The organism is Flavobacterium galactosi, assembly GCF_048158585.1.
GTDB lineage: Bacteria > Bacteroidota > Bacteroidia > Flavobacteriales > Flavobacteriaceae > Flavobacterium > Flavobacterium galactosi.
Genome location: NZ_JBLNKV010000008.1, coordinates 116,546 through 142,570, shown reverse-complemented (window position 1 = coordinate 142,570; position 26,025 = coordinate 116,546). Strand labels below are relative to the sequence as shown.

General features: G+C 34.4%; 14 protein-coding genes. 13 read left to right on the top strand and 1 reads right to left on the bottom strand.

Annotation, left to right across the window (positions count from 1 at the left end):
• Positions 1–21 precede the first annotated feature (21 nt).
• Complete coding sequence (locus tag ACM55M_RS16125; RefSeq protein ID WP_416858712.1) at positions 22–2,886, bottom strand: triple tyrosine motif-containing protein; 2,865 nt, start codon at positions 2,884–2,886, stop codon at positions 22–24.
• A 347-nt stretch (positions 2,887–3,233) separates the two neighbouring features.
• Between ACM55M_RS16125 and ACM55M_RS16120 the strand changes: the two genes are divergently transcribed.
• From ACM55M_RS16120 to ACM55M_RS16060, 13 genes are all read left to right on the top strand, one after another.
• A complete protein-coding gene (locus tag ACM55M_RS16120) occupies positions 3,234–6,344 on the top strand; it encodes a SusC/RagA family TonB-linked outer membrane protein (protein ID WP_416858711.1) in 3,111 nt (1,036 codons plus the stop codon).
• 14 nt (positions 6,345–6,358) lie between these two features.
• Complete coding sequence (locus ACM55M_RS16115) at positions 6,359–7,867, top strand: RagB/SusD family nutrient uptake outer membrane protein (protein ID WP_416858710.1); 1,509 nt, start codon at positions 6,359–6,361, stop codon at positions 7,865–7,867.
• A 15-nt stretch (positions 7,868–7,882) separates the two neighbouring features.
• On the top strand, positions 7,883–8,968 hold the full coding sequence (locus tag ACM55M_RS16110; protein WP_416858709.1) for a hypothetical protein: 1,086 nt from the start codon (positions 7,883–7,885) through the stop codon (positions 8,966–8,968).
• A 9-nt stretch (positions 8,969–8,977) separates the two neighbouring features.
• Positions 8,978–9,937: a hypothetical protein gene (locus tag ACM55M_RS16105; protein ID WP_416858708.1), complete on the top strand. Its 960-nt coding sequence runs from the start codon at positions 8,978–8,980 to the stop codon at positions 9,935–9,937.
• An 81-nt stretch (positions 9,938–10,018) separates the two neighbouring features.
• The gene (locus ACM55M_RS16100) at positions 10,019–11,125 is read left to right on the top strand and encodes a glycoside hydrolase family 16 protein (protein WP_416858707.1); all 1,107 of its coding nucleotides are present in this window, start codon (positions 10,019–10,021) and stop codon (positions 11,123–11,125) included.
• A 102-nt stretch (positions 11,126–11,227) separates the two neighbouring features.
• On the top strand, positions 11,228–12,073 hold the full coding sequence (locus ACM55M_RS16095; RefSeq protein WP_416858706.1) for an endonuclease/exonuclease/phosphatase family protein: 846 nt from the start codon (positions 11,228–11,230) through the stop codon (positions 12,071–12,073).
• A 4-nt stretch (positions 12,074–12,077) separates the two neighbouring features.
• Positions 12,078–13,532: a glycoside hydrolase family 30 protein gene (locus ACM55M_RS16090; protein ID WP_416858705.1), complete on the top strand. Its 1,455-nt coding sequence runs from the start codon at positions 12,078–12,080 to the stop codon at positions 13,530–13,532.
• A gap of 24 nt (positions 13,533–13,556) precedes the next feature.
• A complete protein-coding gene (locus ACM55M_RS16085; RefSeq protein ID WP_416858704.1) occupies positions 13,557–15,014 on the top strand; it encodes a glycoside hydrolase family 30 protein in 1,458 nt (485 codons plus the stop codon).
• A 33-nt stretch (positions 15,015–15,047) separates the two neighbouring features.
• Positions 15,048–16,787, top strand: a complete 1,740-nt coding sequence (locus ACM55M_RS16080) for a cellulase family glycosylhydrolase (protein ID WP_416858703.1) — start codon at positions 15,048–15,050, stop codon at positions 16,785–16,787.
• A 69-nt stretch (positions 16,788–16,856) separates the two neighbouring features.
• On the top strand, positions 16,857–19,082 hold the full coding sequence (locus tag ACM55M_RS16075) for a glycoside hydrolase family 3 N-terminal domain-containing protein (protein WP_416858702.1): 2,226 nt from the start codon (positions 16,857–16,859) through the stop codon (positions 19,080–19,082).
• Positions 19,083–20,180: 1,098 nt separating this feature from the next.
• Positions 20,181–20,936, top strand: coding sequence for an NUDIX hydrolase (locus ACM55M_RS16070; RefSeq protein ID WP_416858701.1), 756 nt, complete (start codon positions 20,181–20,183; stop codon positions 20,934–20,936).
• A gap of 284 nt (positions 20,937–21,220) precedes the next feature.
• Entirely contained in the window at positions 21,221–23,137 is a 1,917-nt protein-coding gene (locus tag ACM55M_RS16065) for an amylosucrase (protein WP_416858700.1), read from the top strand.
• Positions 23,138–23,474: 337 nt separating this feature from the next.
• Positions 23,475–25,979, top strand: coding sequence for an L-rhamnose mutarotase (locus tag ACM55M_RS16060; protein ID WP_416858699.1), 2,505 nt, complete (start codon positions 23,475–23,477; stop codon positions 25,977–25,979).
• Positions 25,980–26,025: the final 46 nt, after the last annotated feature.

The window sequence follows — 26,025 nt, the reverse complement described above, 5'->3', positions numbered from 1 at the left end:
ATGATGGCTTTTTTGAGCCAATTAAATACTCATTAAAAATCCGATGAGGTTTTCTTTTTTATTAAGTTCTAATTTTTTTCTTAACCGATAGCGTGCTAATTCAACACCTCCATTTGAAATATTCATGATTTCGGCAATTTCTTTTGTTGACATATTCATTAATAAATAGGTAGATAAATCCAATTCTCTTGGAGAAATCGTTGGATATTTTTCTTTCAATCTTTTTAGAAAATCGAAATGAACATTCTTGATATGTTTCTCTAAATCTTTCCAGCTTTTATCAGCATTTACCTCTTTTGTAATGCTTTTGTTTAGTTTCGTAAATTGGAATTTGGTTGATTCATCAAAGGATTCTACATTAATATCTTTTAGTTTATAAATAATTCCGTTTAGAATTTTATTTTTCTTTACTACTTGTAAAGAATTGTTTACTAGTTCCTTGTCTTTTGCTAAAATTTTAATTTGAAGCTTATCATTTTTTAATTTTTCTATTTCTTTCTCCAATTCATATTGTTCCTGTCTGATTTTTGATTCTTTCTCTAGATAAAGCCTTCTTTGTTCTATAGTTTCGTAGTATTTGTTTTTTCGTATTTTCGTTTTTATTCGTTTTCGAATAAAAACTACTGATGTAACAATAAGCAAAATATAAAATAAATAGACCAAAAAATGCCTGTACCAAGGAGGAGAAATACTGAAATCCAATTTTGTTTGCTCGGATTGTTTGCCATAATTAGTTCTGGCTTTTAACTTCATGGTATAATCGCCTTCTCTTAGATTGGTATATTCTTTAATGATATTTGTAGACCAATTACTCCATTGGTTATCAAAACCTTCCAATTGATATGAAAATTCAAGATTTTCAAGATTTTCATATGAAGGGGATGAAAAAGTAAATTTCACATGATTTGAAGTATAGGGGATTTTGTAATTGTTCAATGCTTTTTGACCATTTCCTAAAATAATGGTATCTCCAGGAAACGAAAAGCATCTTATGTAGGCTTTAGGTTTTGCTTCATAATCGTTGAGTAAATGGGAGTCATAATGCGCTAATCCATCTGTTAAACCAATAAAAGTATCATTGGGGCCAATTGTGTTTATTGATAAATTATTGTATACTATATTACCGGTAAGTTTTGAAAAGGGAGCCACAACATTTTTATAATGATTCGTTTTAGTTTTCATTAAAACACCTAATGATTCTTCAAAAATGTACCAAATGTTTCCATATTTATCTTGAGTTAAAGTGTTTATTTTTGGAATCTTGGTAAATAAATTACTCATTTTTTTATCTTCAAAAAATAGATTTTGCTCATAAGAATAGTTGTAAAAGTGATTATTTGTTTGAAAATAAATCTTGTTTTCCAACTGTTGTATATTTCCAATTCCTTTTGCTGTTTTCGCCAAATTTTGATGCGTTTTGATAGATTCAAACCTTTTTAGGTCGTCACTTATTATCATTCTATAGGCTAAATTGTCTTTTTTTATCCAAATATTTTTCCCTTCCATTTCAAATGATCCGGATGACTTGGAAAAACCTTCTACTCTATTTTTAAATTGCCAGCCGCTTGACTTTTTTTCAAAGATTGAAAAGCCATTGTAATTGGAGCCAATTAAATAATTTGGATGATTGGGAATTTGCATGAATTTCCAATAGCCTATGTTGTCCAATATTTTTATAGTTTTTTCGCCAGCTATCAATAGCGCACCTGTGTTGTGTGAACAAAATAATTGATCGTTAATCACTTGTATGTTCCATGCTTGTCCGGTTGTTCCTTCTACGAGTTTAAAAACCTCTTCTTTGGTTGAATTATTCCAAGAATGATAAAAGACACCCTGATTAGTGGCTACGTAAAGATTTCCTTTGTACAATGCGGTACCATAAACAGTACTTAGATTGTAACTAAATCCAAAATATGTAAAAGGAGAATTTTCATTTACAAAGGTGATTCCGTTATCAAGCCCTAACCAAAGATTGTTTTTACTGTCAACAAAAGAAGTTAGAACGGTATTGTTTTGCAATCCTTTTGTGCGGTTAATATGCTGAATAATTTTTCCGTTTAAATCACATACAATAATCCCGTCTAAAACTGAATTGAGTATAATGAATTTATCTTTTATAGCTACACCGCCAAGCGAACTATTCTTTCTAATGAAAATATTCGCTTCGGTATCCCAAGGAATTATTTTTTCATTGTCATAAATAAAAAGACCTTTATTTAAAGTAGCGATTAGCAGCTTGTTTTCAGCCAAAGGGAATATGCCCCAGATTTCTGTATTGTTTAAAACGGTAGAGTTTTTTAATTGCAATAGTTTGCCGTTTTTGTACTCCAATAATCCCATTGCAATATCTTGTATGTAAAGGTGGTTTTTTACTTGAAATGAGAACTGGAATCTTTTAGGAGGCTCGAGGATTTTGATTTTTTTGTTTTTAAAGATGTACGTTCTTTCAAATGATTGAAATATGACTTCATCATTATGAATGTGTATTTTCCAGATAAAGTCTATTAGTTTGGAAGTGGACTTGTTTATCATTTTTGATAAAGAAAAATAAACCAGTTTCCCTTTTGAATTGGATTTAAAATAGCCAAATTCACTGTAACCTCCCACGAAAATTTTCCCAGAATTGTCAATTTTTACACATCGTACAGCTGCAGAGTTTGGGATATTATACTTCCTCCAGGAAGAGCCGTCAAATTGAAAAAGACCGCTATTATTAGCAAAATATAAATTCCCGTTTTTGTCTTGGTCAATATCCCAATTTTGAGTACCTCCTCTATAATCGGACCGTTTGTAATTTTGAATATTTGGAAGACCAATGTTTTTAACCTGACCACAGAGTGTTGAGGTTACTAATAAAATTAGAAGATGGAATTTTGTAAATCTCATGATAAACTCTAAATGTAATGAATTGATTATTATTTAAAAAGACTTCGGTTTCTACTCCTAAACAATAAGAAGAAGTAATTGTTTTAGTCAGATTTTGATAAAAAAAGGGAAGTATACATATATTCTATAAATGTAGTGGTTTTTTTTAAAATTAACATTTGTATAACACTATAAAATAAAATTTAAATAATTTATAATTAGGGACTTATGCTAATTTTGATGTGTTTTTGTCAAGTAATAAAAATGCCTTTGATGTGTTTTTGTAAGGAAATATAAATGTGAATATAGAAAAAATAGATATAATATTGCTGGAAATTACTAATTAATTAACCAAAATTTTTAGAAATATGAAATTTACAAAATTGTTTATTTTTTGTTTTTTATCTATTCTATTCTCAGTTTACGCACAAGCACAAGATGTTACTGTAAACGGAAAAGTTTATGACGAAAACGGACTTCCCATCCCAGGAGTATCCATTTTAATTAAAGGAACTTCCAAAGCTACGGCTACGGATTTTGATGGAAATTATCAAATAAAGACCATGTCAAAAGGGACTTTAGTATTTAGTTATTTAGGGTACACTACAGCTCAGGAACCTATTAACGGAAGAAATCGAATTGATGTTAAACTTAATCCTTCATCAGAATCCTTACAGGAAGTTGTTGTTGTAGGATATGGTACTCAAAAGAAAAGTGTTGTTACCGGTGCAATATCCAGTGTTAAAGCTAAAGATCTTGAGAAAGTTCCTAATGGTCGTATTGAGCAAGCTTTACAAGGTAGGGTTTCAGGAGTTACCATAGCAGCGAGTTCTGGTCAACCAGGTTCGTCGTCTACTATTCGGATTAGAGGGGTGACTACTTTTGGTGAAGGTGGAAATGATCCTCTTTGGGTGGTTGATGGTGTTGTTGTTGATGCAGGTGGAATAGGATTTCTTAATCAATCTGATATTGAATCTATAGAGGTACTTAAAGATGCTGCTTCTGCTGCAATTTACGGAACACGTGCTGCAACGGGAGTTATTTTGGTTACAACCAAAAAAGGAAAATCTGGAAAAATCACTGTGAACTATAATGGGTTTTTAGGTGTTTCATCCCCAGAAAAAACGTTGCATTTGTTAAACGCAACCCAATATGGTGCTTTATTAAATGAAAAATCGACTGCTGCCGGAGGTCCCGTTATATTTTCTAATTTGTCCGCTTTAGGTGTTGGAACGGATTGGCAAAAAGCAATTTTTAATACCAACGCTTTTCGTTATTCCCATGAATTGAGTATTAGTGGAGGAAGTGATGTTTCTAATTTTTATGCTTCTTTTGGAATTCAAGATCAAGAAGGAATTGTTTCTACTGAAATTTCGAATTATACCAAAAAGAATTTCCGTTTGAACTCGACTCATAAAATATCTAAAGTATTTACTTTCGGACAGACTTTTGGATTTTCGAGACAAAAGACCGTTGGAATTGGGAATACGAACAGTGAATTTGGTGGACCATTGAGTTCTGCAATAAACTTGGACCCAACCACTCCAATTATTGAAACAGATCCTGTTAAAGCGAATGGCGCTCCATATAGTACAAATCCTGTCATTAGAGATTCAAATGGGAATCCTTATGGAATTTCAAGTTTGGTGGGTCAGGAGATGACTAATCCTTTGGCGTATGCCAAAACAAGATTAGGAGGGTATGGCATGTCTGATGATTTAGTTGGAAATGCGTATTTAGAAGCTGCAATAACGAAACATATCAAAGTGAGATCAACTCTTGGTGGAAAATTGTCTACCTGGGGAGGTCAAGGTTTTACCCCAGTTTTTTACTTAAGTGCGACTTCAAATGTGCTTAAAAATAATTATAGTAAAAATGATAATAAAAGTTTTGCATGGAATATTGAAAACATTGTTACGTATGCAAATGAATTCGGTAACCATAATTTAACCGTATTGTTGGGACAAGGTTCTTATGTGGATAATATTGGAGGAGGTGCTGGATCTACCATGTTTGGATTGCCTATTACAGATTATCGTGATGCGTCTTTCAACTTTGATATACCACAATCAGACAGAAGTAGTTATACATTCGATTTGACAGAACATAAATTGACTTCTTTGTTCGCCCGTGTGAATTATGATTATAAAGAAAAGTACTTGTTTACAGGGATTATTCGTCGTGATGGTTCCAGTCGTTTTGGAGCCAATAATAAATTTGGTGTATTTCCATCGTTTAATTTAGGATGGGTGCTTACCAAAGAAGATTTTTGGAAAGAAAACAATGTGCTTAATACTTTGAAAATCAGAGGTGGATATGGGGTTGTAGGAAATGATGCAATTCCAAATTTCAGATATCTTTCCTTAGTTGAAGGAGGTTACAATTATTCTTTTGGAAACACAGGAGCAATAACTACTGGTTATGCTAACCTAACATTAGACAATCCTGATTTGAGATGGGAAGAAACTTCTCAAACAAATATTGGTTTTGAATCTAGATTCTTCAATGATTTTAATCTTACGGTAGATTTATATAAGAAAACAACTAATGGAATTTTACGTCCAATCAATATTCCAGGTTACGTTGGGGTAGCTTCAAATCCTACAGGAAACGTGGCGGATATGGATAATAAAGGTATTGAGGTTGAATTGGGTTACAGAAAGAAATTTGGGGAAGTTAATTTCTCTGTTAATGGAAACGTTGCTTATTTAGAAAACAAAGTTACTTATGTAGCTACAGATTCAAATTATATTTCAGGTGACGCTTCTTTTCAATCGATGGGGCCAGTAACCAGAACACAAGTTGGCCAATCCTATAACTCATTTTACGGATTAAAAACTGCAGGAATTTTTCAAAATCAGGCTGAAATCGCTGCTTATACAAATAGTTCAGGTGGTTTAATTCAACCAAATGCACGTCCAGGAGATTTCCGTTGGGTTGATACCGATGGGAATGGTTCTATAGGTGATGATGACAAACAGTTTTTAGGAAGTAATATTCCAAAATATACCTTTGGTTTAACCTTGAATTTAGAGTATAAAAATTTCGATTTTATGGCTTTTGCCCAAGGAGCTGCAGGAAATAAAATTTTCCAAGGGTTGCGTAGATTGGATGTTGGTAATGCTAACTATCAAACTATTGCATTAAGCAGATGGACTGGTGATGGAACATCAAATGACTATCCTAGACTTACAAATGATGATACGAATGGCAATTTTGGTAAAATGTCGAATTTCTATTTAGAAAAAGGAGATTATCTGAGATTAAAATTAGTTCAGTTAGGGTATTCATTACCAAGTGATGTGATTCGTAAAATAGGAGCCAGTAAAGTGCGCTTGTATTTAACCGCTGAAAATCTATTTACATTAACCAAATATACGGGATATGATCCTGAAATTGGTGGAGGTGTATTTGGAATAGACAAAGGAATCTATCCACAAGCGAGAACATTTATGTTTGGAGCCAATTTACAATTTTAATAAAATCAAGAATTATGAAAACGATAAAATTTAAATATTTATTTATAGCAGCAGCAATGGTTTCCTTAGGTTCTTGTTCTGAGGAGTTTGTTAATGTTACACCAAAGGGTTCCTTTCTTTCGGATAATTATTATGCCAATGAAGGGCAGGCAACTTCGGCTCTTGTTGGAGTTTATGACCCAATCAGAAAAAATTCTGGCGGTTTTGAAAATATAATTTCCATGATGAACGCAGGTTCAGATGACTTCTATGCAGGTGGTGGTGGTTCTACAGATGGAGCAGGAATTCAAGGTTTCTCTACACATACGCTTACTTCTACAAATGTGCCTGGCAGCTTTTGGAATGATCATTATCAAGGGATTTTTAGAGCAAATACCTTGCTTTTAAAATTGCCGGATGTTGCTATGGCTGATAATCTAAAAACCAGATTTACCGCAGAGTCGAAAGCGTTGCGAGCAATCTATTATTTTAATTTGGTTAGAATGTTTAAAAACGTACCATTATTATTAGATCCATTGACCGCGACTAATATGTATGAGGCAGAGCAAGCGGCTCCTGAAGCCGTTTATGCCCAAATAGAAAAAGATTTGTCAGAAGCAATCTATGGTTTACCAACAACGGCTCCAGCTGCAACAGAATCTGGACGTCTTACAAAAGGTGCTGCTCAAGCAATGCTTGGAAAAGTATATTTGTATGAAGGTAAAAAAACGGAGGCAGCTGCTGTTTTGGCTCAAGTAAATGGTACACCGGGCGCAACGAATCAATACGGTAATAAATTGTTGTCTAACTTTAGTGATTTATGGGTTGTTGCCAATAAATTTAACACAGAATCAATTATAGAAGTGTCCCACACTAGTGCCGGTAATTCTGATTGGGGATTCTGGGGAAGTGGTAGAGACGAGGGGAATTCATTAAATGTTATGGTAGGTCCTAGAAGTTACTCAAGACCATCAAGTTCTACAGCTGCAGATTTGCCATCAGGGTGGAGTTTCAATGTTATTACACAAGATTTATATGATGCCATTAAACTGGACCCAAGATTTGGAGCTACTGTATTTGATCTAAAAGCTCTAAAAGCGGCAGGTCAGGCAGATTATATTGGTGGCTATCAAGATACAGGATATTTCTTGAATAAATTCCTTCCAAGAAAAACAGATGTTCGTACTGGTGGTGGAGCAGCAGAGCTAAATTACAGACAGAATACGTATGTAATTAGACTTGCAGATACGTATTTGATGGAAGCTGAAGCATTAGGTTCAGGAACAAGAGCGCAAGCATTGCTTGATGCTGTAAGAGCAAGAGTTGGTTTGCCATCCGTTCCGGTTACACTTGCAGCCATTAAAAATGAAAGAAGAATGGAACTTGCAGGAGAAGGACATAGATTCTTTGATTTAGTGAGATGGGGCGATGCTGCGTCTAAATTATCAAGTAGAGGTTTCGTAGCAGGTAAAGATGAGATTTTTCCATTACCAACCAGAGAGCTTCAGGGAACTAAATTGAAACAAAATCCTGGGTATAATTAATTAAAAGATACAATTATGAAAAAGATAAAATTTATTTTCAGCTTTGTAATGCTACTGGCTGTTACTATAAGTTGTACTGTTGAGGGAATTAATAATGACACCGCTCTTTTGGGTACTGATTCGTCAGCGAATGTCAATAAAATATTTGATATCAGTACGGATAATTCTGGAAAAGTAAAGATAACTCCAACGGCTGATGGTGCAAGTTCGTTTCAAGTCGTTTATGGACAAGGTACAGGATCGCCAGCGACAGTTGCTCCAGGAGCAAGTACAACTCACGTTTATCCAGAAGGGAAATATACGGTAAAAATTATCGCCACTTCTGTTTCTGGTGCTAAAACAGAACAAACATTTCCATTAGATGTTGTTTATAGAGCTCCTGAAAGTTTAATCATTTCTACCTCTGGAGAAATGAGAGTAAAAGCGACCGCCTTATATACTAAATCATTTTTAGTCTATTATGGTGATGTAGCAAATGAAGTGGGTACACCAATGGCTATAGACCAAGAATTACCAGCTCATGTTTATCCAGCAACTGGAGGACCTTTTGTTTTAAAGGTAACAGCTCAAAGCGGAGGTGCTGCAACTATCCAAGGAACTAAAACATTGTTTGCATTCCCAATTGATTTTGAAAATGCAGCAGTAAATTACTTTTTTGGGACTTTTGGTGACGTGACTTTTTCTAAAGTGGCAAATCCAAACGCTACAGGTTTAAATACCAGTGCAACAGTGGGTAAATATACCAAGCCAACTGGAGTCGCTTCATGGAGCGGAACGTATAGCCCATTAAATATTCCTGTTAATTTTTCTTATGGAAAAAAAATCAAAGTTTTGGCTTACAATCCTAGCCCTGCCAATATTGGTAAAAAATTAAATGTTGAATTAGAATGGTCTGTTGGAGGAACTCCAGTTAATGGTGTTGCAGTAGTAAAAGCGCCATTTACTACATCTGGTGCTTGGGAAGAAATTGTATTTGATTACAGTGCTATTTCAGGAATACCAGTAGGGGCTAAATTTACACAACTTGTTTTGCGATACAATGATTCAGATTCAGGAATTGGGGAAGTTATTTATGTGGATAACATTAGATTAACAAATTAAAATAAAACTATGAAAACAAATATAAAATTCATTTTTGGAGTTTTCTTGGTGTTACTTCTAATATTAAGTAGTTGTACACAAGAAGACTATACGTTAGGAGACTTAACAGCTCCGTCTAACATTGTTGTCAATACTCAAGTTGTGGGGCAAGATGCAACGCATCCAAATGGTGATGGCTCAGGAAGTGTGAAAATTGTTATAACAGGTGACAATGCGCTTTCATATAAAATAGATTATGATGCCAGTACAGCAGTGGATTTAGTTAATTTGCCAAATGGTACTGTTACTAAAAAATACACAGCTCTTGGGATAAATACCTATAGAATTACTGTTGTTGCTTATGGCAAGGGTGGGTCTTCAACTAATGTTACTAAGGAAGTTACAGTAAGAAGCGATTTTAATGTTGCGCCTGCAATCGTTACGGCTTTAACAAACGACGCGTCAAAAAAATGGGTTGTTGATAAAAGTGTAGCGGGTCAGCTTGGTGTTGGTCCATGGAATGTAGATTCTATAAATCCAGAATGGTGGGCTGCAGGAGTTAATGAAAAAGTCGCTACTGCAAATGGTTTTTACACAGCCACTTTTACTTTTGCTAAAGTTGCCGGTACAGGAACGTATTCTTTACAAGTTGCTACTCCAGATGGGGCATTTACAAAAACAGGATCGTTAACAACTCTTCCGGGTATTCCAGCATCAGGTGATGAAGGATGTTATCCTTATGCAGGAGGAACTTCTACTTTTAGTTTTATACCAGCATCATCAGGAGCGCCAGCTGTTGCATCTAAACCTGCAAATTCCCCTTCTACTCAGACAAGTATTTTATTATCAGGAGTTAATACCTTTATAGGATATGGTGCTCTTCAGAAAGAATATGAGATTTTGGTGGTAACATCAACTTATCTGTATATTAGAGTACAAGGAACTGAAACGGGAAATGCTTGGTACTTAAAATTGAAACCGGCACTCTAATAAATTGAAATGGATGAAAGCTCAGAACTACATAGAATAGTTCTGAGCTTTATTTTAGCAATAGTTTTAAAAAAATAAAAAATGATGAAAAATAATATGTTGATTCAATTTTCAAAAAACAATAATTATCGATTTTCAAAGTGTTTGTTTTTCATCGCTTTAGCTAATTTTTTTGTATTGTTTTCTTGTAGTGGAAATAATAATGAAGGAGATGTAGCGATAATAGTGCCTTCAAATCTTGCAATTTCGGCAACAGTAGTTGGAGTAAGTGCACAAAATCCGAACGGAAATGGTAGCGGAACAGTAAATTTTAGTTTAAGCGCAACTAATGCAACTTCCTATAAAATTTTACTTGGGAATGGAGAAACTAAAGAGGTAACAAATGGGGATTTTACTTATACCTATACAACATCAGGGATAAATACCTATGTTATATATGTGTCTGCATACAATTCAGGACAGTTTGTTTCTTCGACACTTTCAGTAACAATTTTCGTGGGATCTTCTTTAGTATGGTCTGACGAATTTAATACTGATGGTCCACCTGATGCCTCCAAATGGAATTTTCAAATATGGGATCCAGGTTATGTTAACAATGAACTTCAATCGTATACCAATCGTTCAGAAAATACAATTGTTGAAGGAGGTGTTTTGAAAATAAAAGCCATAAGAGAAAAATATGGAAAAGGGGACTTCACGTCTGGAAGATTAGAATCCAATGGGAAATTTGATTTCACTTATGGAAAAATAGTAATCAGGGCAAAAGTGCCTACTGGATTTGGGACGTGGCCTGCAGTTTGGATGCTGGGTAGTAATATTGGTAGTGTGGGATGGCCAAAATGTGGCGAGATAGATATTTTAGAGTCAGTTGGAAAAAATTTGGATCAGAATCATTCTTCTTTACATTCAGAAGGACGTTCTGGAGCTACTCCTGATACGGGTATTATAAAAGTGCCGAATAGCAGTACAGAATTTCATATCTATACAGCGGATTGGACGGCTACTTCTATAAAGTTTTATGTTGATGATATTTTGTATTATACTTTTGCAAATTCAGATAAATTTCCATTCAACAAAAACTTTTTCTTAATTATAAATTTTGCAATGGGAGGTGTTTGGGGAGGTCCTGTAGATCCTAATTTTACTTCTTCAACTTTTGAAATAGATTATGTTAGAGTGTATAATTAATTCCATATGTTTTGTTTAGTTAGTACGTTCTTCATTGTGAGCTTCTACTTGTAAGTTGGATAGGAGCTTCGGTGGAGAATAATAATTTTTAAAAATAAAGAAATGAATCAGTCAAAAAAAATAATCTGTTCGGTATTTTTTCTTCTAATGAGTTTGTTTTCTTATGGGCAAACATTAAAAGTAATGACGTATAATATTCGTTTGGATGTTGCGAGTGATGGAGAAAATGATTGGAACCATCGAAAAGATTATTTTACATCGCAAATTCAATTTTACGAACCGGATATTTTTGGAGTTCAAGAAGCAAGACCCAATCAGGTTATTGATATTACAACGGCGCTATTGCACTATGATAATGTTGGTAATGGAAGAGAAGGAATTGTGAAAGGAGAATCTTCAAATATTTTTTATAAAAAAGAAAGATTTAGAGTGAAGGAAAGCAACACTTTTTGGCTTTCTGAAACACCAAATGAAATTTCCAAAGGATGGGATGCGGCTTATAACAGAGTTTGTACTTACGCACTGTTCAAAGATTTAAAAACAAAACAACTATTTTGGGTTTTTAATACACATCTGGACCATATTGGAGAAGACGCAAGAACCAAAGGAATACAACTCATTCTTTCGAAAATAAAGGAACTGAATACTAAAAAATATCCTGTAATTTTTATGGGTGATTTTAATTCAGAACCCAATGAAGATAGGATAATTGGACTAAAAAAAATAATGAATGATTGCAAAGAAGTTTCAGTAGAGAAGCCTTTTGGTCCTTCAGGAACATTTAATAATTTTATACATAACGAGCCAGTGACTAAATTGATAGACTATATTTTTATTTCTAAAAATAGTATTTTTAAAGTACAAAAATATGCAGTTTTAAGTGATTCAAAAAATGTAAGATATCCGTCAGACCATTTGCCGGTTTATGTTGAAATAAACTTGAAATAAAAATATGAACACTATAAAATACACCATGAAAATCTTCATTTTACTAGCCCTTTCAGTCATGCTGTCAAAATGTTCTCCGGCAGGTGATACTGTTAATCCTACACCAACTCCAGTTCCGCCGGTAGCTGTAAATGAAGTTGACTTTTGGCTGACCAAAGGCAATCAAACTGTAAACCTTCAAAAGCAAACATCAGTTTTAGCATTCGGGACAGCCTATAATAATTATGCCGCTATTGAAGTTGATGATTCCCAAACTTTTCAAAGTATTGATGGATTTGGATATACCTTAACAGGGGGAAGTGCCCAAGTCATTAACCTATTAAATGCCCAAAAAAGACAAGAGTTATTGCAAGAGTTATTTGGTGCCAATGAAAATTCAATTGCTATAAGTTATTTAAGAATCAGTATTGGTGCCTCAGATATGAATGCAACGCCATTTACTTATGATGATTTGCCAAGTGGACAAACAGATGTGAATTTGGATAACTTTAGTTTGGCTCCGGATAAAACGGATTTAATTCCCATGCTAAAAGAAATAGTGACAATCAATCCAAAGATTAAAATAATGGCAACGCCATGGTCTCCACCGGTATGGATGAAAGACAATAATAATTTTGTTGGAGGAAGTTTGAAACCCCAGTATTACGGAGTTTATGCGCAGTATTTTGTGAAATACATTCAAAAAATGAAAGCCGAAGGAATTACTATTGATGCCATTACGCCACAAAATGAGCCGTTGCATCCCGGAAATAATCCTAGTATGCTGATGCTTGCTTTGCAACAGGCTGATTTTATAAAAAATCATTTAGGCCCTGCTTTTCAGACGGCAAATTTGACAACTAAAATTGTAGTGTATGACCATAATTGCAACAAACCAGAATACCCAATAGCAGTGTTAAGCGACGCTTCGGCTTATCCTTTTATTGATGGTTCAGCATTCCACTTGTACGAAGGAGATATAAGCGCTTTGTCAACAGTTCACAGTGCTTTTCCCAATAAAAACTTATATTTTACGGAACAATATACATCTTCCACCGGGAGCTTTGAAGGGGATTTGAAATGGCATGTAAAAAATGTAATTATCGGTTCTATGCGAAATTGGAGCAAAACAGCATTGGAATGGAACTTAGCCAATAATGCTTCTTTTGGACCTAATACTCCAGGGGGTTGTACAACCTGTAAAGGCGCAATAACGATAAACAGTAGTGATAATTTTACCAGAAATGTAGGGTATTATATCATTGCGCATGCTTCTAAATTTGTGCCTGCAGGTTCCGTTAGAATTGTAAGTAGTTTTAGTGGTAATTTAAATAATGTAGCTTTTAAAACTCCAAGTGGTAAAAAAGTTTTAATTGTTGAAAATGATGGAAATGCCGCCGAAATTTTCAATATTAAATACAATGGGAATTGGGTTACAACTTCTTTAGATGCAGGTTCAGTAGGAACATATAGTTGGTAAAATAACATACATAAAATTTATAGAATGAAAAAAATAACTACAGTAGCACTTTTAATAGTGTCTTTTTTAGCTCTTGCTCAGCAAAAAAGTAAAATACAATTGAAGCCTTTTTCAACAAAAGACAAAACAGTTACCGTTTACACTACAGCAGACGGAACGGATTTAAGATTAACAAAAACAGATAATCTGCAATTCACGGACTTAAAACAGCCTTTAGAAACGCAACTGTGTGTTTTTGTGAATCCCAGTAAAACTTTTCAGACATTTTTGGGTATTGGAGGAGCTATAACGGATGCGAGTGCTGAGGTTTTTGCGAAATTAACTAATGAAAATCAGAAAGAATTCTTAGAAGCTTATTATGATAAAGAAAAAGGAATTGGGTATTCAATAATAAGAACGAATATTCATAGTTGTGATTTTAGTTCAGGAAGTTATACTTATGTTGATGAAGGTGACGCAGCACTAAAGAGTTTCAATATTGAGCATGACAAAGAATTTAAAATTCCATTAATCAAAAAGGCAATTGCTGCAGCGGGAGGTAAGGCTACATTGTATGTAACTCCATGGAGTCCGCCTGCTTTTATGAAGGACACTAAAAACATGTTGAGAGGTGGTCGATTATTACCTGAATTTTATCAGTCTTGGGCTAATTATTACGTGAAATTTATTAATAGCTACCAAAAAGAAGGAATTCCGGTTTGGGGATTGACAATTCAAAATGAGCCAATGGCCAGACAAACATGGGAATCTTGTATTTACACTGCTGAAGAAGAACGTGATTTCCTGAAGAATTATTTGGGGCCAACATTGAAAAAAGCGGGACTAGGGGATAAAAAAATTACGGTTTGGGATCACAACAGAGATTTATTGGCACAAAGGGCGAGTACAATTCTTGATGACCCGGAAGCGAATAAATATGTTTGGGGAATTGGTTTTCATTGGTATGAAAACTGGAGCGGAGGAGATTCCATGTTTGAAAATGTTGGAAAAGTGCACGAAATGTATCCTGACAAAAACTTAATGTTCACGGAAGGTTGTGTAGAAAGATTTGATTTTAAAAAATTACAACTTTGGGCAAATGGGGAACGATATGGAGAATCTATGATTCATGACTTCAATAACGGAACAGTAGGTTGGACAGACTGGAATATCCTTTTGGATGAAAATGGAGGGCCAAATCATGTAGGTAATTTTTGCTTTTCGCCCATACATGGTAGTACAAAAACAGGGGAATTAATCTATACGCCTTCCTATTATTTTATTGGTCATTTTTCTAAATTTATTGGTAAAAGTGCAAAAAGGATAAGTAGTGTTTCCAGTCAAAGCTATTTAATGACTACTTCTTTTTTAAATCAGGATGGTAAAGCAGTAACGGTAGTTATGAATAAAACCGACAAGAAGCTGAAGTATAATTTGTGTATTGGAACAAAAGCTACCGAAATTTATATATTGCCTCATGCTATTCAAACATTAGTTTATTAAATGCCAAAAACGATTTGTTTTAAAATCTTCTTTATGAAAAAAATAGTTCTATTATTACTTATTTCTTTATCAGTTTCCTCCTTCGGACAAGGATTTTTACATAGAAATGGACAAAAAATTGTAGATGGAGAAGGACAAAACGTTGTATTGCGCGGTTTGGGATTAGGCGGATGGATGGTTCAGGAAGGATATATGCTTCAAACCGGTTCGTTTGCGGGGCCTCAACATGTGATCAAGCAAAAGATTACGGATTTAATTGGTGATAAAAACACGGAGAAGTTTTATGATGCCTATAAAGCAAACGGAATTACCAAAAGAGATATAGATTCATTGACGGTTTGGGGTTTCAACTCCATTCGATTGCCCATGCATTACAACTTGTATACATTGCCTACTGAAAAAGAAGCGGTTTTAGGTCAGAATACGTGGTTGGAAGAAGGTTTTAAAATGACAGATGATGTATTGAAATGGTGTGCTGCCAATAAAATATATTTGATTTTAGATTTACATGCAACTCCCGGAGGTCAGGGAAAAGATGCCAATATCTCAGATTATGATGATTCAAAACCATCACTTTGGGAAAGTACTGCAAATCAGGATAAAATGGTGGCACTTTGGAAAAAGTTAGCGTTGCGGTACAAAGACAATCCTTGGATTGGAGCCTATGATATTATCAATGAACCCAATTGGAATTTCACGGGGACGAATCAAAACGGATGTGATGAAAAGTCTAATGCACCTTTAAGAGCATTGCAACTCAGAATCACAAAAACCATAAGAGAAGTGGATACCAATCATTTAATTTTTATAGAAGGAAATTGCTGGGGAAATAATTACAATGGGATGTTTCCGCTTTGGGACGATAATATGGCGTTGAGTTTTCACAAATACTGGAACGATAATGATGTGGCTTCCATCCAAAACATGTTGAATTTTAGAACCCAATACAATGTCCCAATTTGGTTGGGTGAAAGTGGTGAAAACTCAAATGTTTGGTTTAAGGAAGCAATCGCTTTAATGGAATCAAATACTATTGGCTGGGCTTTTTGGCCGATGAAAAAAATTGAAAATTTAGCGGGAGTTACTTCGGTTACAAAAATTCCGGAATACGAGCAATTACTGCAATATTGGGCAACCGGAGGAAAAAAGCCAACGGTAGCTTTTGCAAAAAAAGCGTTGATGAAAATTGCCGAAAACTACAAAATGAAAAATCTGACTATCAGATACGATGTGATTGATGCGATGTTCAGACAAGTGCAAACAACCGATACTAAAAAATATAAAAACCATCCGTTGCCCGGAAAAGTATTTGCTACTGAATATGATTTAGGCCAAAACGGATTTGCTTATTTTGATAAAGATGTCGCCAATTATGACGGGACTAAATTTACCAAATGGAACAAAGGTGGCGTCATGAGAAATGATGGTGTAGACATTGAATCTTGTCCGGATAAAAGTACGAATGGATTCCATGTTGCATTTATTGAAAATGGCGAATGGTTGCAATACACGGTTGAGGTAAAAACCAAAACTACTTTTGATGTTGCTATTCGGTATTCGAGTGATGTAGCCGGAGGGAAGCTTTTTCTTCAAGATGAAAACGGGCAACTTTCTGAAACTATTACCATTCCATCTTCTGGAGGAATAAATAATTGGCAAACGGTGACTTTAAAAAATGTGGTTTTAAAACAAGGAACGAATAAAATCAGAGTCTATTTCGAAAAAGGAAATTTCAATCTGAACTTTTTAGAATTTAAAAAACCAAGCGAGTAAAAAACTATTTCCTAATCTTTGGATTATGGAATAAATGAATTTGATTATAAAATAACACAACACTTAAAAATGAAAAAAATAGTAACTACAACACTTTTATTGACCTGCTTTATAACTTTTTCTCAACAAAAAACGATTGGCCAAAAAGTGGATGCTTTGCTAAATCGAATGACTCTTGAAGAGAAGATAGGACAACTTAATCAATATACTGGTGACAATGCTGCGACTGGACCAATAACCATAAATCCGAATAAACAATCTGAGATTAAAACAGGTTTAATTGGTTCTATGTTGAATGTTTTGGGAACGCAACACACGAGACAATACCAAGAATTAGCGATGCAATCGAGATTGAAAATTCCGTTGTTATTTGGCCAAGATGTTATACATGGGTATAAAACTACTTTTCCAATTCCTTTGGCGGAAGCCGCAAGTTGGGATTTAGATGCGATGGAACTTTCGGCAAGAATTGCTGCGACCGAAGCGGCTGCAAGTGGAATTCATTGGACATTTGCGCCAATGGTGGATATTGCGCGTGATCCACGCTGGGGTCGTGTAATGGAAGGTGCCGGAGAAGATACTTATTTGGGTTCAAGAATTGCTTATGCGAGAGTGAAAGGGTTTCAAGGGAAATTAGGGGATGTCAATTCCGTGATGGCTTGCGTGAAACATTTTGCTGCTTATGGCGCTGCAATTGGTGGGAGAGATTATAACTCGGTTGATATGAGTGAAAGAATGCTTTGGGAAACCTATTTGCCACCTTTCAAAGCCGCTTTGGATGCAGGTGCCGCAACCTTTATGAATTCGTTCAATGACCTTAACGGAATTCCGGCAACAGGAAATAAATATTTGCAAAGAGACATCTTGAAAGGGAAATGGAATTTTCAGGGTTTTGTAGTTTCTGATTGGGGTTCAATAGGCGAAATGATCAATCACGGATATGTAAAAGACAGTAAAGAAGCTGCATTAGCCGCGATAACTGCAGGAAGCGATATGGACATGGAAAGCAATGCGTACCGCTATAATTTGGCACAATTAGTACAGGAGAAAAAAGTTCCAATTGCGTTAATTGATGATGCCGTGAAAAGAATTTTACGCAAGAAATTTGAATTGGGATTATTCGAAGATCCTTATAAATACTCCAATCCGGAAAGAGAGCAAGCGGCGTTGAACAATCCGGAACATAGAAAAGCAGCGAGAGAAGTTGCAGCAAAAAGTATCGTATTGTTGAAGAATGAGAAAAACATTTTGCCAATTTCAAAACAAACAAAAACAATTGCTTTTATTGGTCCTTTGGTTAAAGAGCACAAGCAAAATATGGGTTTTTGGTCTGTAGAATTGCCAGAAGTGGATTATGAAAAACATGTTATTTCACAATGGGAAGGTTTGCAAACTAAGGTTGAGAATACCGCTAAATTGCTTTACGCCAAAGGTTGTGAAATTGAAGGCGATAACAAAGATGGTTTTGCCGAAGCAATCGCTGTTGCGAATCAAGCTGATGTTGTGATTTTAAGTATTGGGGAAAGAAGAGATATGAGCGGTGAAGCTAAAAGTCGCAGCAATCTTCGTTTGCCGGGCGTTCAGGAAGATTTGATAAAAGCGATTCAAGCGACTGGAAAACCGGTTGTAGTTTTAATCAACGCAGGAAGACCGCTTATTTTTAATTGGACGGCTGATAATATCCCTGCAATTTTGTATATCTGGTGGTTAGGAAGCGAGACAGGAAATGCTATTGCCGATGTTTTGTTTGGCGATTACAATCCTTCGGGGAAATTACCAATTTCTTTTCCAAGAGAAGAAGGACAAATTCCTATCTATTACAATCATTTTAATACAGGAAGACCAGCTCCAAACGAAACGGCAAGCAATTATGTTTCGGCATATACAGACTTAAAAAACAGTCCTAAATTTCCTTTTGGATACGGTTTGAGTTATACTACTTTCGAATATTCGAATTTGAAATTGTCTAAAAACAAAATTAAAAGTACTGAGAGTATTGAAGTTTCTTTAAATGTAACCAATTCAGGTAAAGTGTCAGGAGAAGAAGTAGTTCAATTGTATTTAAGAGACAAAGTAGGGTCAGTAGTGCGGCCAATTATTGAACTGAAAGATTTTCAAAAGATAAAACTGAATGCTGGGGAAACTAAAACAGTAAAATTTAGTATTGACAAAGAAAAATTATCTTTTTATAATGCAGCATTAAAATGGAGTGTTGAGCCAGGAGATTTTGATTTAATGATTGGATCTTCATCTGCGGACATTCGTTTGAAAAACACTTTTGAAGTGGTGAAATAATAATTATTAGGAAAAGGAATATCTAATTTAGAAAGTTCTTTTTGAAAAGAAATAAGAATGAAAAAAGGAGAATGTTGTTTGTAAAACCATTGTCCTTGCTGAGAAATCCGAAGACTTGAATTTATTTATTTATTTTAAAGCCTGTGCTACTTATGTTAATATATGGAAATTCCTTTTATATTTTAATAAAGCTAAAGGCTTTATAACTGAAAATTAATATATTTGATGCGGTATTTTTTAATTTATTTATATATGCCAGGATGTTGAAATTGATGTAAATAAAAATAAAAAAGTATTGACTCTAAATCAATTCTCCTAATCGAACTTGTAGTTATAGTATTAAATAAGGAAATAAATTTGATAAAGAGGGAGTTTAAAAAAGAGGTTTGTCTTACGATATAACCTCTTTTAAATTCTGTTTCAATACTTTTTTAACAACAATTAATTAACAATTTTTGTAAATACTTTTTTAATTTTGGTTTACTGCTTTTAATTTATATCAAGATTTTCTTCTGTAAATTTTCCTCCTGATGATAAAAGACATTTATTTATTGGCATGTCTACTTATATCGCTTCTAAAAAATTTAGCTGCTTTTTTCTCGTCTTTAGTTTGTGATGTTTCCTCCCTAAACTAAACAGATAGAAGCTTTTTCTTCCAATTCTTAGTTTTGCAACTAAGATTTTGCTTTTCCCTATAATTTACACTTTGGGCATACTATTGGGCTGAAAGCGTAATCCCTAAGAGTAGTAAAAACTATTTTTTATAATCCTTACTTTGGTTTTTTTTGGTAATTATTTACTGAGTTTAAAATGGTTTGTGTTATTTTGACGCAAAGTACATATTTTTTTGATTCGCAATGCATTTCGCGTGAAATTTTTATATTTTTTATGAATTATTTTTTTAGTTAAATTTTTTGGAAATATGGTTTATTATTGAATAGGTTTGTTTTCTTTGTTTCAATCATTTTTTTACTTTTAAACTGTAGGCAATCGCAGATGAATTTTGAAAATAGGTTGTTCATTATATTTTCTTTAAAAAAATGAGCTAAATTGCGCCGTAAAAACAATTAAAAATTTAATTACTAGAAAAAGAATCACATGTTAAAAAATATTTTAGATAACAGGGATGAATATCAGCCAGGTTTATCAATAGATTGTGTGATTTTCGGATTTCATGATAATCAGCTCAAAGTATTATTGATAAAAACAAATTACAGTGATAAATGGGCTTTGCCTGGTGGGTTTATACCTGTTCATGAAGATATAGATCAGGCAGCAGTTACCATTTTACATGGCCGAACAGGATTAGAAGGGATTTTTCTGAGACAGTTTTCGACTTTTGGTACTGTCAAAAGAAATGAAAATCATTTTAGTAACCGAGTTTTAGATTTTTACGGAATACCTTCGGAAGAAGGGAAGTGGTATACGAATCGTTTTGTAACAGTGGGCTATTATGCTTTAGTTGATTTTTTACAAGCAGTTCCTCAACCGGAAGGTAAAAATGAAATTGTAGAGTGGATTGACCATAATGCGGTACCGGATTTGATTTTAGATCATAAGGAAATTTTGGATAAAGCATTAGAGACGCTGCGTATGGAGTTAAATCTAATGCCGGTAGGATATAATTTGCTTCCTGAAAAATTTACTATTCCTCAGCTACAAAAATTATATGAAACCATATTGGGCAGAAAGCTCGACCGCAGAAATTTTCTTCGCAAAATAACGGCTATCGGAATACTGATAAAACTTGATGAAAAGAAAAGTAATGTGGCTCATAAAGCGCCCAACTTATATAGTTTTGATAAAGATAAATACGAAGAAGTGGTAAAGAATGGCTTGACTCAGGGCTGGTAATTTTTCTTCATTCCATAATTCAGCAGAATTGGTTATAGAATGAAAAGTGTTCACGAACTAATTTTAAAAATAATAAAAAAGGAAGGCTGTCCACTAGGGTGGCCTTTATAGTTACAAAAAATAATGCATGATGTGTCATTATTTTTTTGTAATTATTATGTTCTTAAGGTAATTTTTTTTCAGCATTCATTTTTTTATTATATTTAAAATCGTTTTATATTTAGGTAGGACTACCTGTTATTTTAGAATTAATAATAATGAATTGGTAAAAAAATTATAAAAACATGCAACAGGCCGAAAAGTTATCGAAATTGAATTTTTTCTTGGATGACGTAAAAGTCAATGACAAGAATTTCCATTTAAGATTGGGAGCAAATTTTCCAATTATTAGTGACATATATCAAAAATTATATGCGTATAGTCCTCATAAAGAGGAAGCATTTGAATTGTTGATGCTGTCTTTGGTCAAGAATTTTGAAGAGCGTTCTGCTTTACAAAAGAAACGTGATTTGACACGTGTTGCTAATCCAAACTGGTATTCCAGCGAGAAAATTGTTGGAATGATGTTGTATGTGGATCTGTTTGATACTGATTTCAATGGATTGAAAGAGAAAATTCCTTACCTCCGGAATTTAGGAATTAATACTGTGCATTTGATGCCTTTTTTGGATGTGCCGGAATTTGAAAACGACGGTGGTTATGCAGTCCGAAATTATCGCGAAGTCAATCCTAAATTTGGAACCATGAAGGATTTTGAAGCTTTAGTAAAAGAGTTTCAAAAAAACGACATGAATTTGATTATGGATTTTGTACTGAATCATTGTGCAGACCAGCATCAATGGGCTGTTGAGGCTCGTAAAGGAAATCCTAAATACAAAGATTTTTTCTATTTTTTTCCAGACCGAAATTTACCGAATGCGTATGAACGGACAATGATTGAAATCTTTCCGGATACTTCACCTGGAAATTTCACTTACTTGCCGGAGAGTGATCAATGGGTCATGACTTTGTTTTATGGCTATCAATGGGATTTGAATTATAAGAATCCAATGGTTTTGGTCGAAATGATCGACACTATGTTATTTTGGTCCAATAAAGGAATAGATATTTTTCGGTTAGATGCAGTGGCTTTCATGTGGAAGGAAATAGGGAAGTTTAGTCAAAACCTGCCAGAAGTTCATCTTTTGTTACAACTCTTTAAATTGTGTGGTCAAATTGTAGCTCCGGGTGTGGGTTATATTGCTGAAGCGATTGTCGCTCCTGAAGAAATTATAAAATATTTTGGCGAAGGATTAGCTCAAGGAGATGAATGCGACATTGCTTATAATGCTAATTTTATGGCATTGAGTTGGGAAGCTTTGGCTACAGGAAACACTAATTTGCTAAAAAAATCGATGAATGCGGTTCCTAAGAAACCAAGAAATACAACATGGATAAATTATGCCCGTTGTCATGATGACATCGGATTGGGATTTGATGACAAATTGGTTACTGAACTTGGATTGGATAGTTTGCAACATCGGTTGTATATTTTAAAGCATTATTGTGATGGGTTTAATGGCAGTTTTGCACTTGGACAACGCTTTATGATAGAGCATGAAACGGGTAATGCGCGTATTTCAGGTTCCATGGCGGCATTATGTGGTTTTGAAAAAGCAATGAAAGAAAATAATGAAAATGAATTTCAATTAGCGATAAAACGAATCAATTTACAGCATGCCGTTATTTTGTCTTTAGGTGGTTTGCCAATGATTTATAGCGGAGATGAGGTTGCCTTGCCAAATAATTATGATTACTTAAATGATGAAAGCAAAAAGTATGATAACCGTTGGTTGCACCGTTCTAAAATGAATTGGAGTTTGGTCGAAAACATAAAAGATACTCCATCAGCGGAAGCTCTGGTCTACAAAAGATTAAAACAGTTAATTGAAATAAGGAAACAAACACCTGCTTTTGCCGATTCTAATGATTTAGAATATATTGATTATGAAAATACGCATTTGTTAGTGTATAAAAAAACGGATAATAAAGATGTCGTTTATGTTATTGCAAATTTCTCTGGATTTGATACTTTTTTCGAAAGTAGCTTATTTGCCAATTTGAACGGAAATAAATTATTCAATTTACTGACGGAAAGCGAAATGGAGATTAACGAAAAAAACTTTATAAGTGCTTATGATGTATTATGGCTTAGAGAATAAAAAAGAAAGTTTAAGAACTCCGTTAGGAATAATGGAGTTTTTTTATGATCCGACATAAGGCTTTGTTGGAGAACTAATTACCATACGATTCGAGTGGAAATTGAATTTAAGATAACAGGGGTGGTTTTGGTTAAATAGTTCATTATTTAAAATAAAAAAGGAATAATTAAGAAGTGCGGATTTTAACTTAAAGCAACTATTTTGTTATTTAAGTGCAATATTCTCAAAAATTAGTTACTATTTTTTGAGGACTCAAAAAAAATCTAAATATATTGATGCTTAGTGTATAGAAAAAATTATATTTGTCAATTAAACAATTAATGTTTTAAAATACAAAATGAATCAGAAACAAGTACGCAGAATATTTTTAGTTTTTTTCATAATAGGAATGCTGTTTTCAGCAAACGCTGCCGAAATTTGGGTTTCTGTACACGGAAATGATACAAACGTAGGAACAAAATCAAGTCCTTTGGCTACCGTGCAAATGGCACTTAGAAAAGCGAGAGAAATGCGTCGCTTAAAGGATTCGTCAATAAAAGGAGGTATCCATATCATAGTAATGAATGGTACTTACTATTTAGGGGAGCCTTTATTTGTAAGACCTGAAGATTCAGGAACCGCTGAAAGTCCCACTACTATTGAAGCTGATGTAAATGCAAAACCCATACTAAGTGGCGGTTTGGAAATCAAAAAGTGGAAAAAATCTACAATTGCAATAAATGGTTTAAAAAAAGGTATTGCTTGGGTAGCCGATGCGCCTGAAAAAGCTGGAGAAATCATCAATTATCGACAGTTATGGGTAAACGGAAAAAAAGCAGTTAGAGCCAAAAGCACTGCCGGAAATCAAATGGACCGCATTTTATCTTGGGATGCAGCTTCGCAAACCTGTTGGGTTCCTTTAAAAAATAAATTCGTTAAGTTCGAACCTGGAATGGAAATGTTTATTGTGCAATGGTGGGCTATCGCCAATCTGCGTATAAAAAATATCGAAGTAAAAAAAGACAGCGCCAGACTTTCATTTGAGCAACCTGAGAGTCGTATTCAAAGCGAACATCCGTGGCCAGCACCCTGGATTTCAAAAAATAATGGAAATTCAGCATTCTATATAAACAATGGAATTTCGATGTTAAACGAACCCGGAGAATGGTATTTGGACAGAAAAAAAGCTAAAATCTATTATATTCCAAGAGCGGGAGAGGATATGAATTCTGCAAAAGTTACGGTGCCGGTTCTGGAAAATTTAGTAAAAATTGAAGGCACTTTGGATACTCCAGTCCATCATTTTAATTTCAAGGGAATTTCGTTTCAGTACAGCAATTGGCTTCGTCCTTCGCAGCAAGGTCACGTTCCGTTGCAGGCGGGAATGTATTTATTGGATGCTTATAAATTAAAAACACCCGGAACACCCAATCAGGCAAGTTTAGAAAATCAGGGTTGGATAGGCCGACCAAGAGCTGCCGTTGAGGTAAATTATGCCAATAATACTCAATTCGAAAGCTGTAGTTTTGAGCACTTGTCATCCACGGGCTTGGATTTGCATAGAGGAACGAATCATAATATTGTCAAAGGAAATCTATTTAAGGACATTGGCGGAAACGGTATAAATCTGGGAGTTTTCTCCGAGGAACCTTTCGAGGCGCATTTGCCTTATACCGTAAAAGACGAAAGAGTGGTTTGTTCGGATGAATTAATTGCGGATAATTTGATTACTAACGTTGCCAACGAAGATTGGGGATGTTTAGGCATTGCAGCCGGTTTTATAAAGAATCTTACCATCGAACACAACGAAATTTCGGATGTAGCGTACAGTGGAATTTCAATGGGTTGGGGCTGGACACACACCGAAAACGTGATGCGAAACAATAAAATTCTAGCCAACAAAATCCATCATTATGCCAAGCATTTACACGATGTAGCCGGAATTTACACGCTTTCATCGCAACCAGACAGCAGAATAGAAGAGAATTATATTGATAAAGTTTACAACAGTCCTTTTGCGCACGACCCATTTTTGTGGTTGTATTTGTATACAGATGAAGGAAGTCAGTATTTTACCATTAAAAACAACTGGATTCCGATTCAGAAAATCCTGAAAAACCAAAATGGTCCTGCCGGAAATATTTGGCAGGATAATTATGCTTTTGTAGATCCTAAAATCAAGGAAAATGCAGGAATTAGAAAACCATACAGCGATTTAACAAAAGAAATTGTAATTGATGAAGCTTGGGGTTTGCAAGAAATGCCCAAATCGGTGGCTATCGAATTAATCGGAAAGGATTTTGATATCGAAAAAATCAAATCCACTATAAAAGGTTTCCGAATCGTTGGCGAAGAATTGTACCAATGGGAAAATCATTTGGTGATTTATGGCAAAATGAATCAGCCAGAAAGAACTAAAAGAAAATTGGCTTTGGCTTTTCCTGCTTTGGAAATTAAAATCTACGAAAACCCAGTTTATGATTTTCGAAATTTTGAAAGATGTAAGGATTCTAAACCGGCATCCGAATGGGAGAATATCGTGTTGACGGCAAATTTAGTTGAAGATGTCAAAATGCAAAAAGAATACGTTGAGTATCACACTACCCAATTCGAAAAATGGCCAGAAATCGCCAAAGGATTCTGCAACGCCGATTTTCAGCAATTGCAGGTTTTCAAAAATGGAAGACAATTGATGCTAGTTATCAGTATTCCAAAAGGAGAAAATTTGGATAAACTGAATCCTAAAACAACACAAAATAATCCACGTGTAGACGATTGGAACGCATTAATGAAAAAATATCAAACCGGAATTGAAGGAACGAAACCCGGAGAAACTTGGATGTTTTTAAATAAATTGAATTAAAAAAAATTAGCCACAGATTTAAAAAAAAATTATACAGATTTTTCCA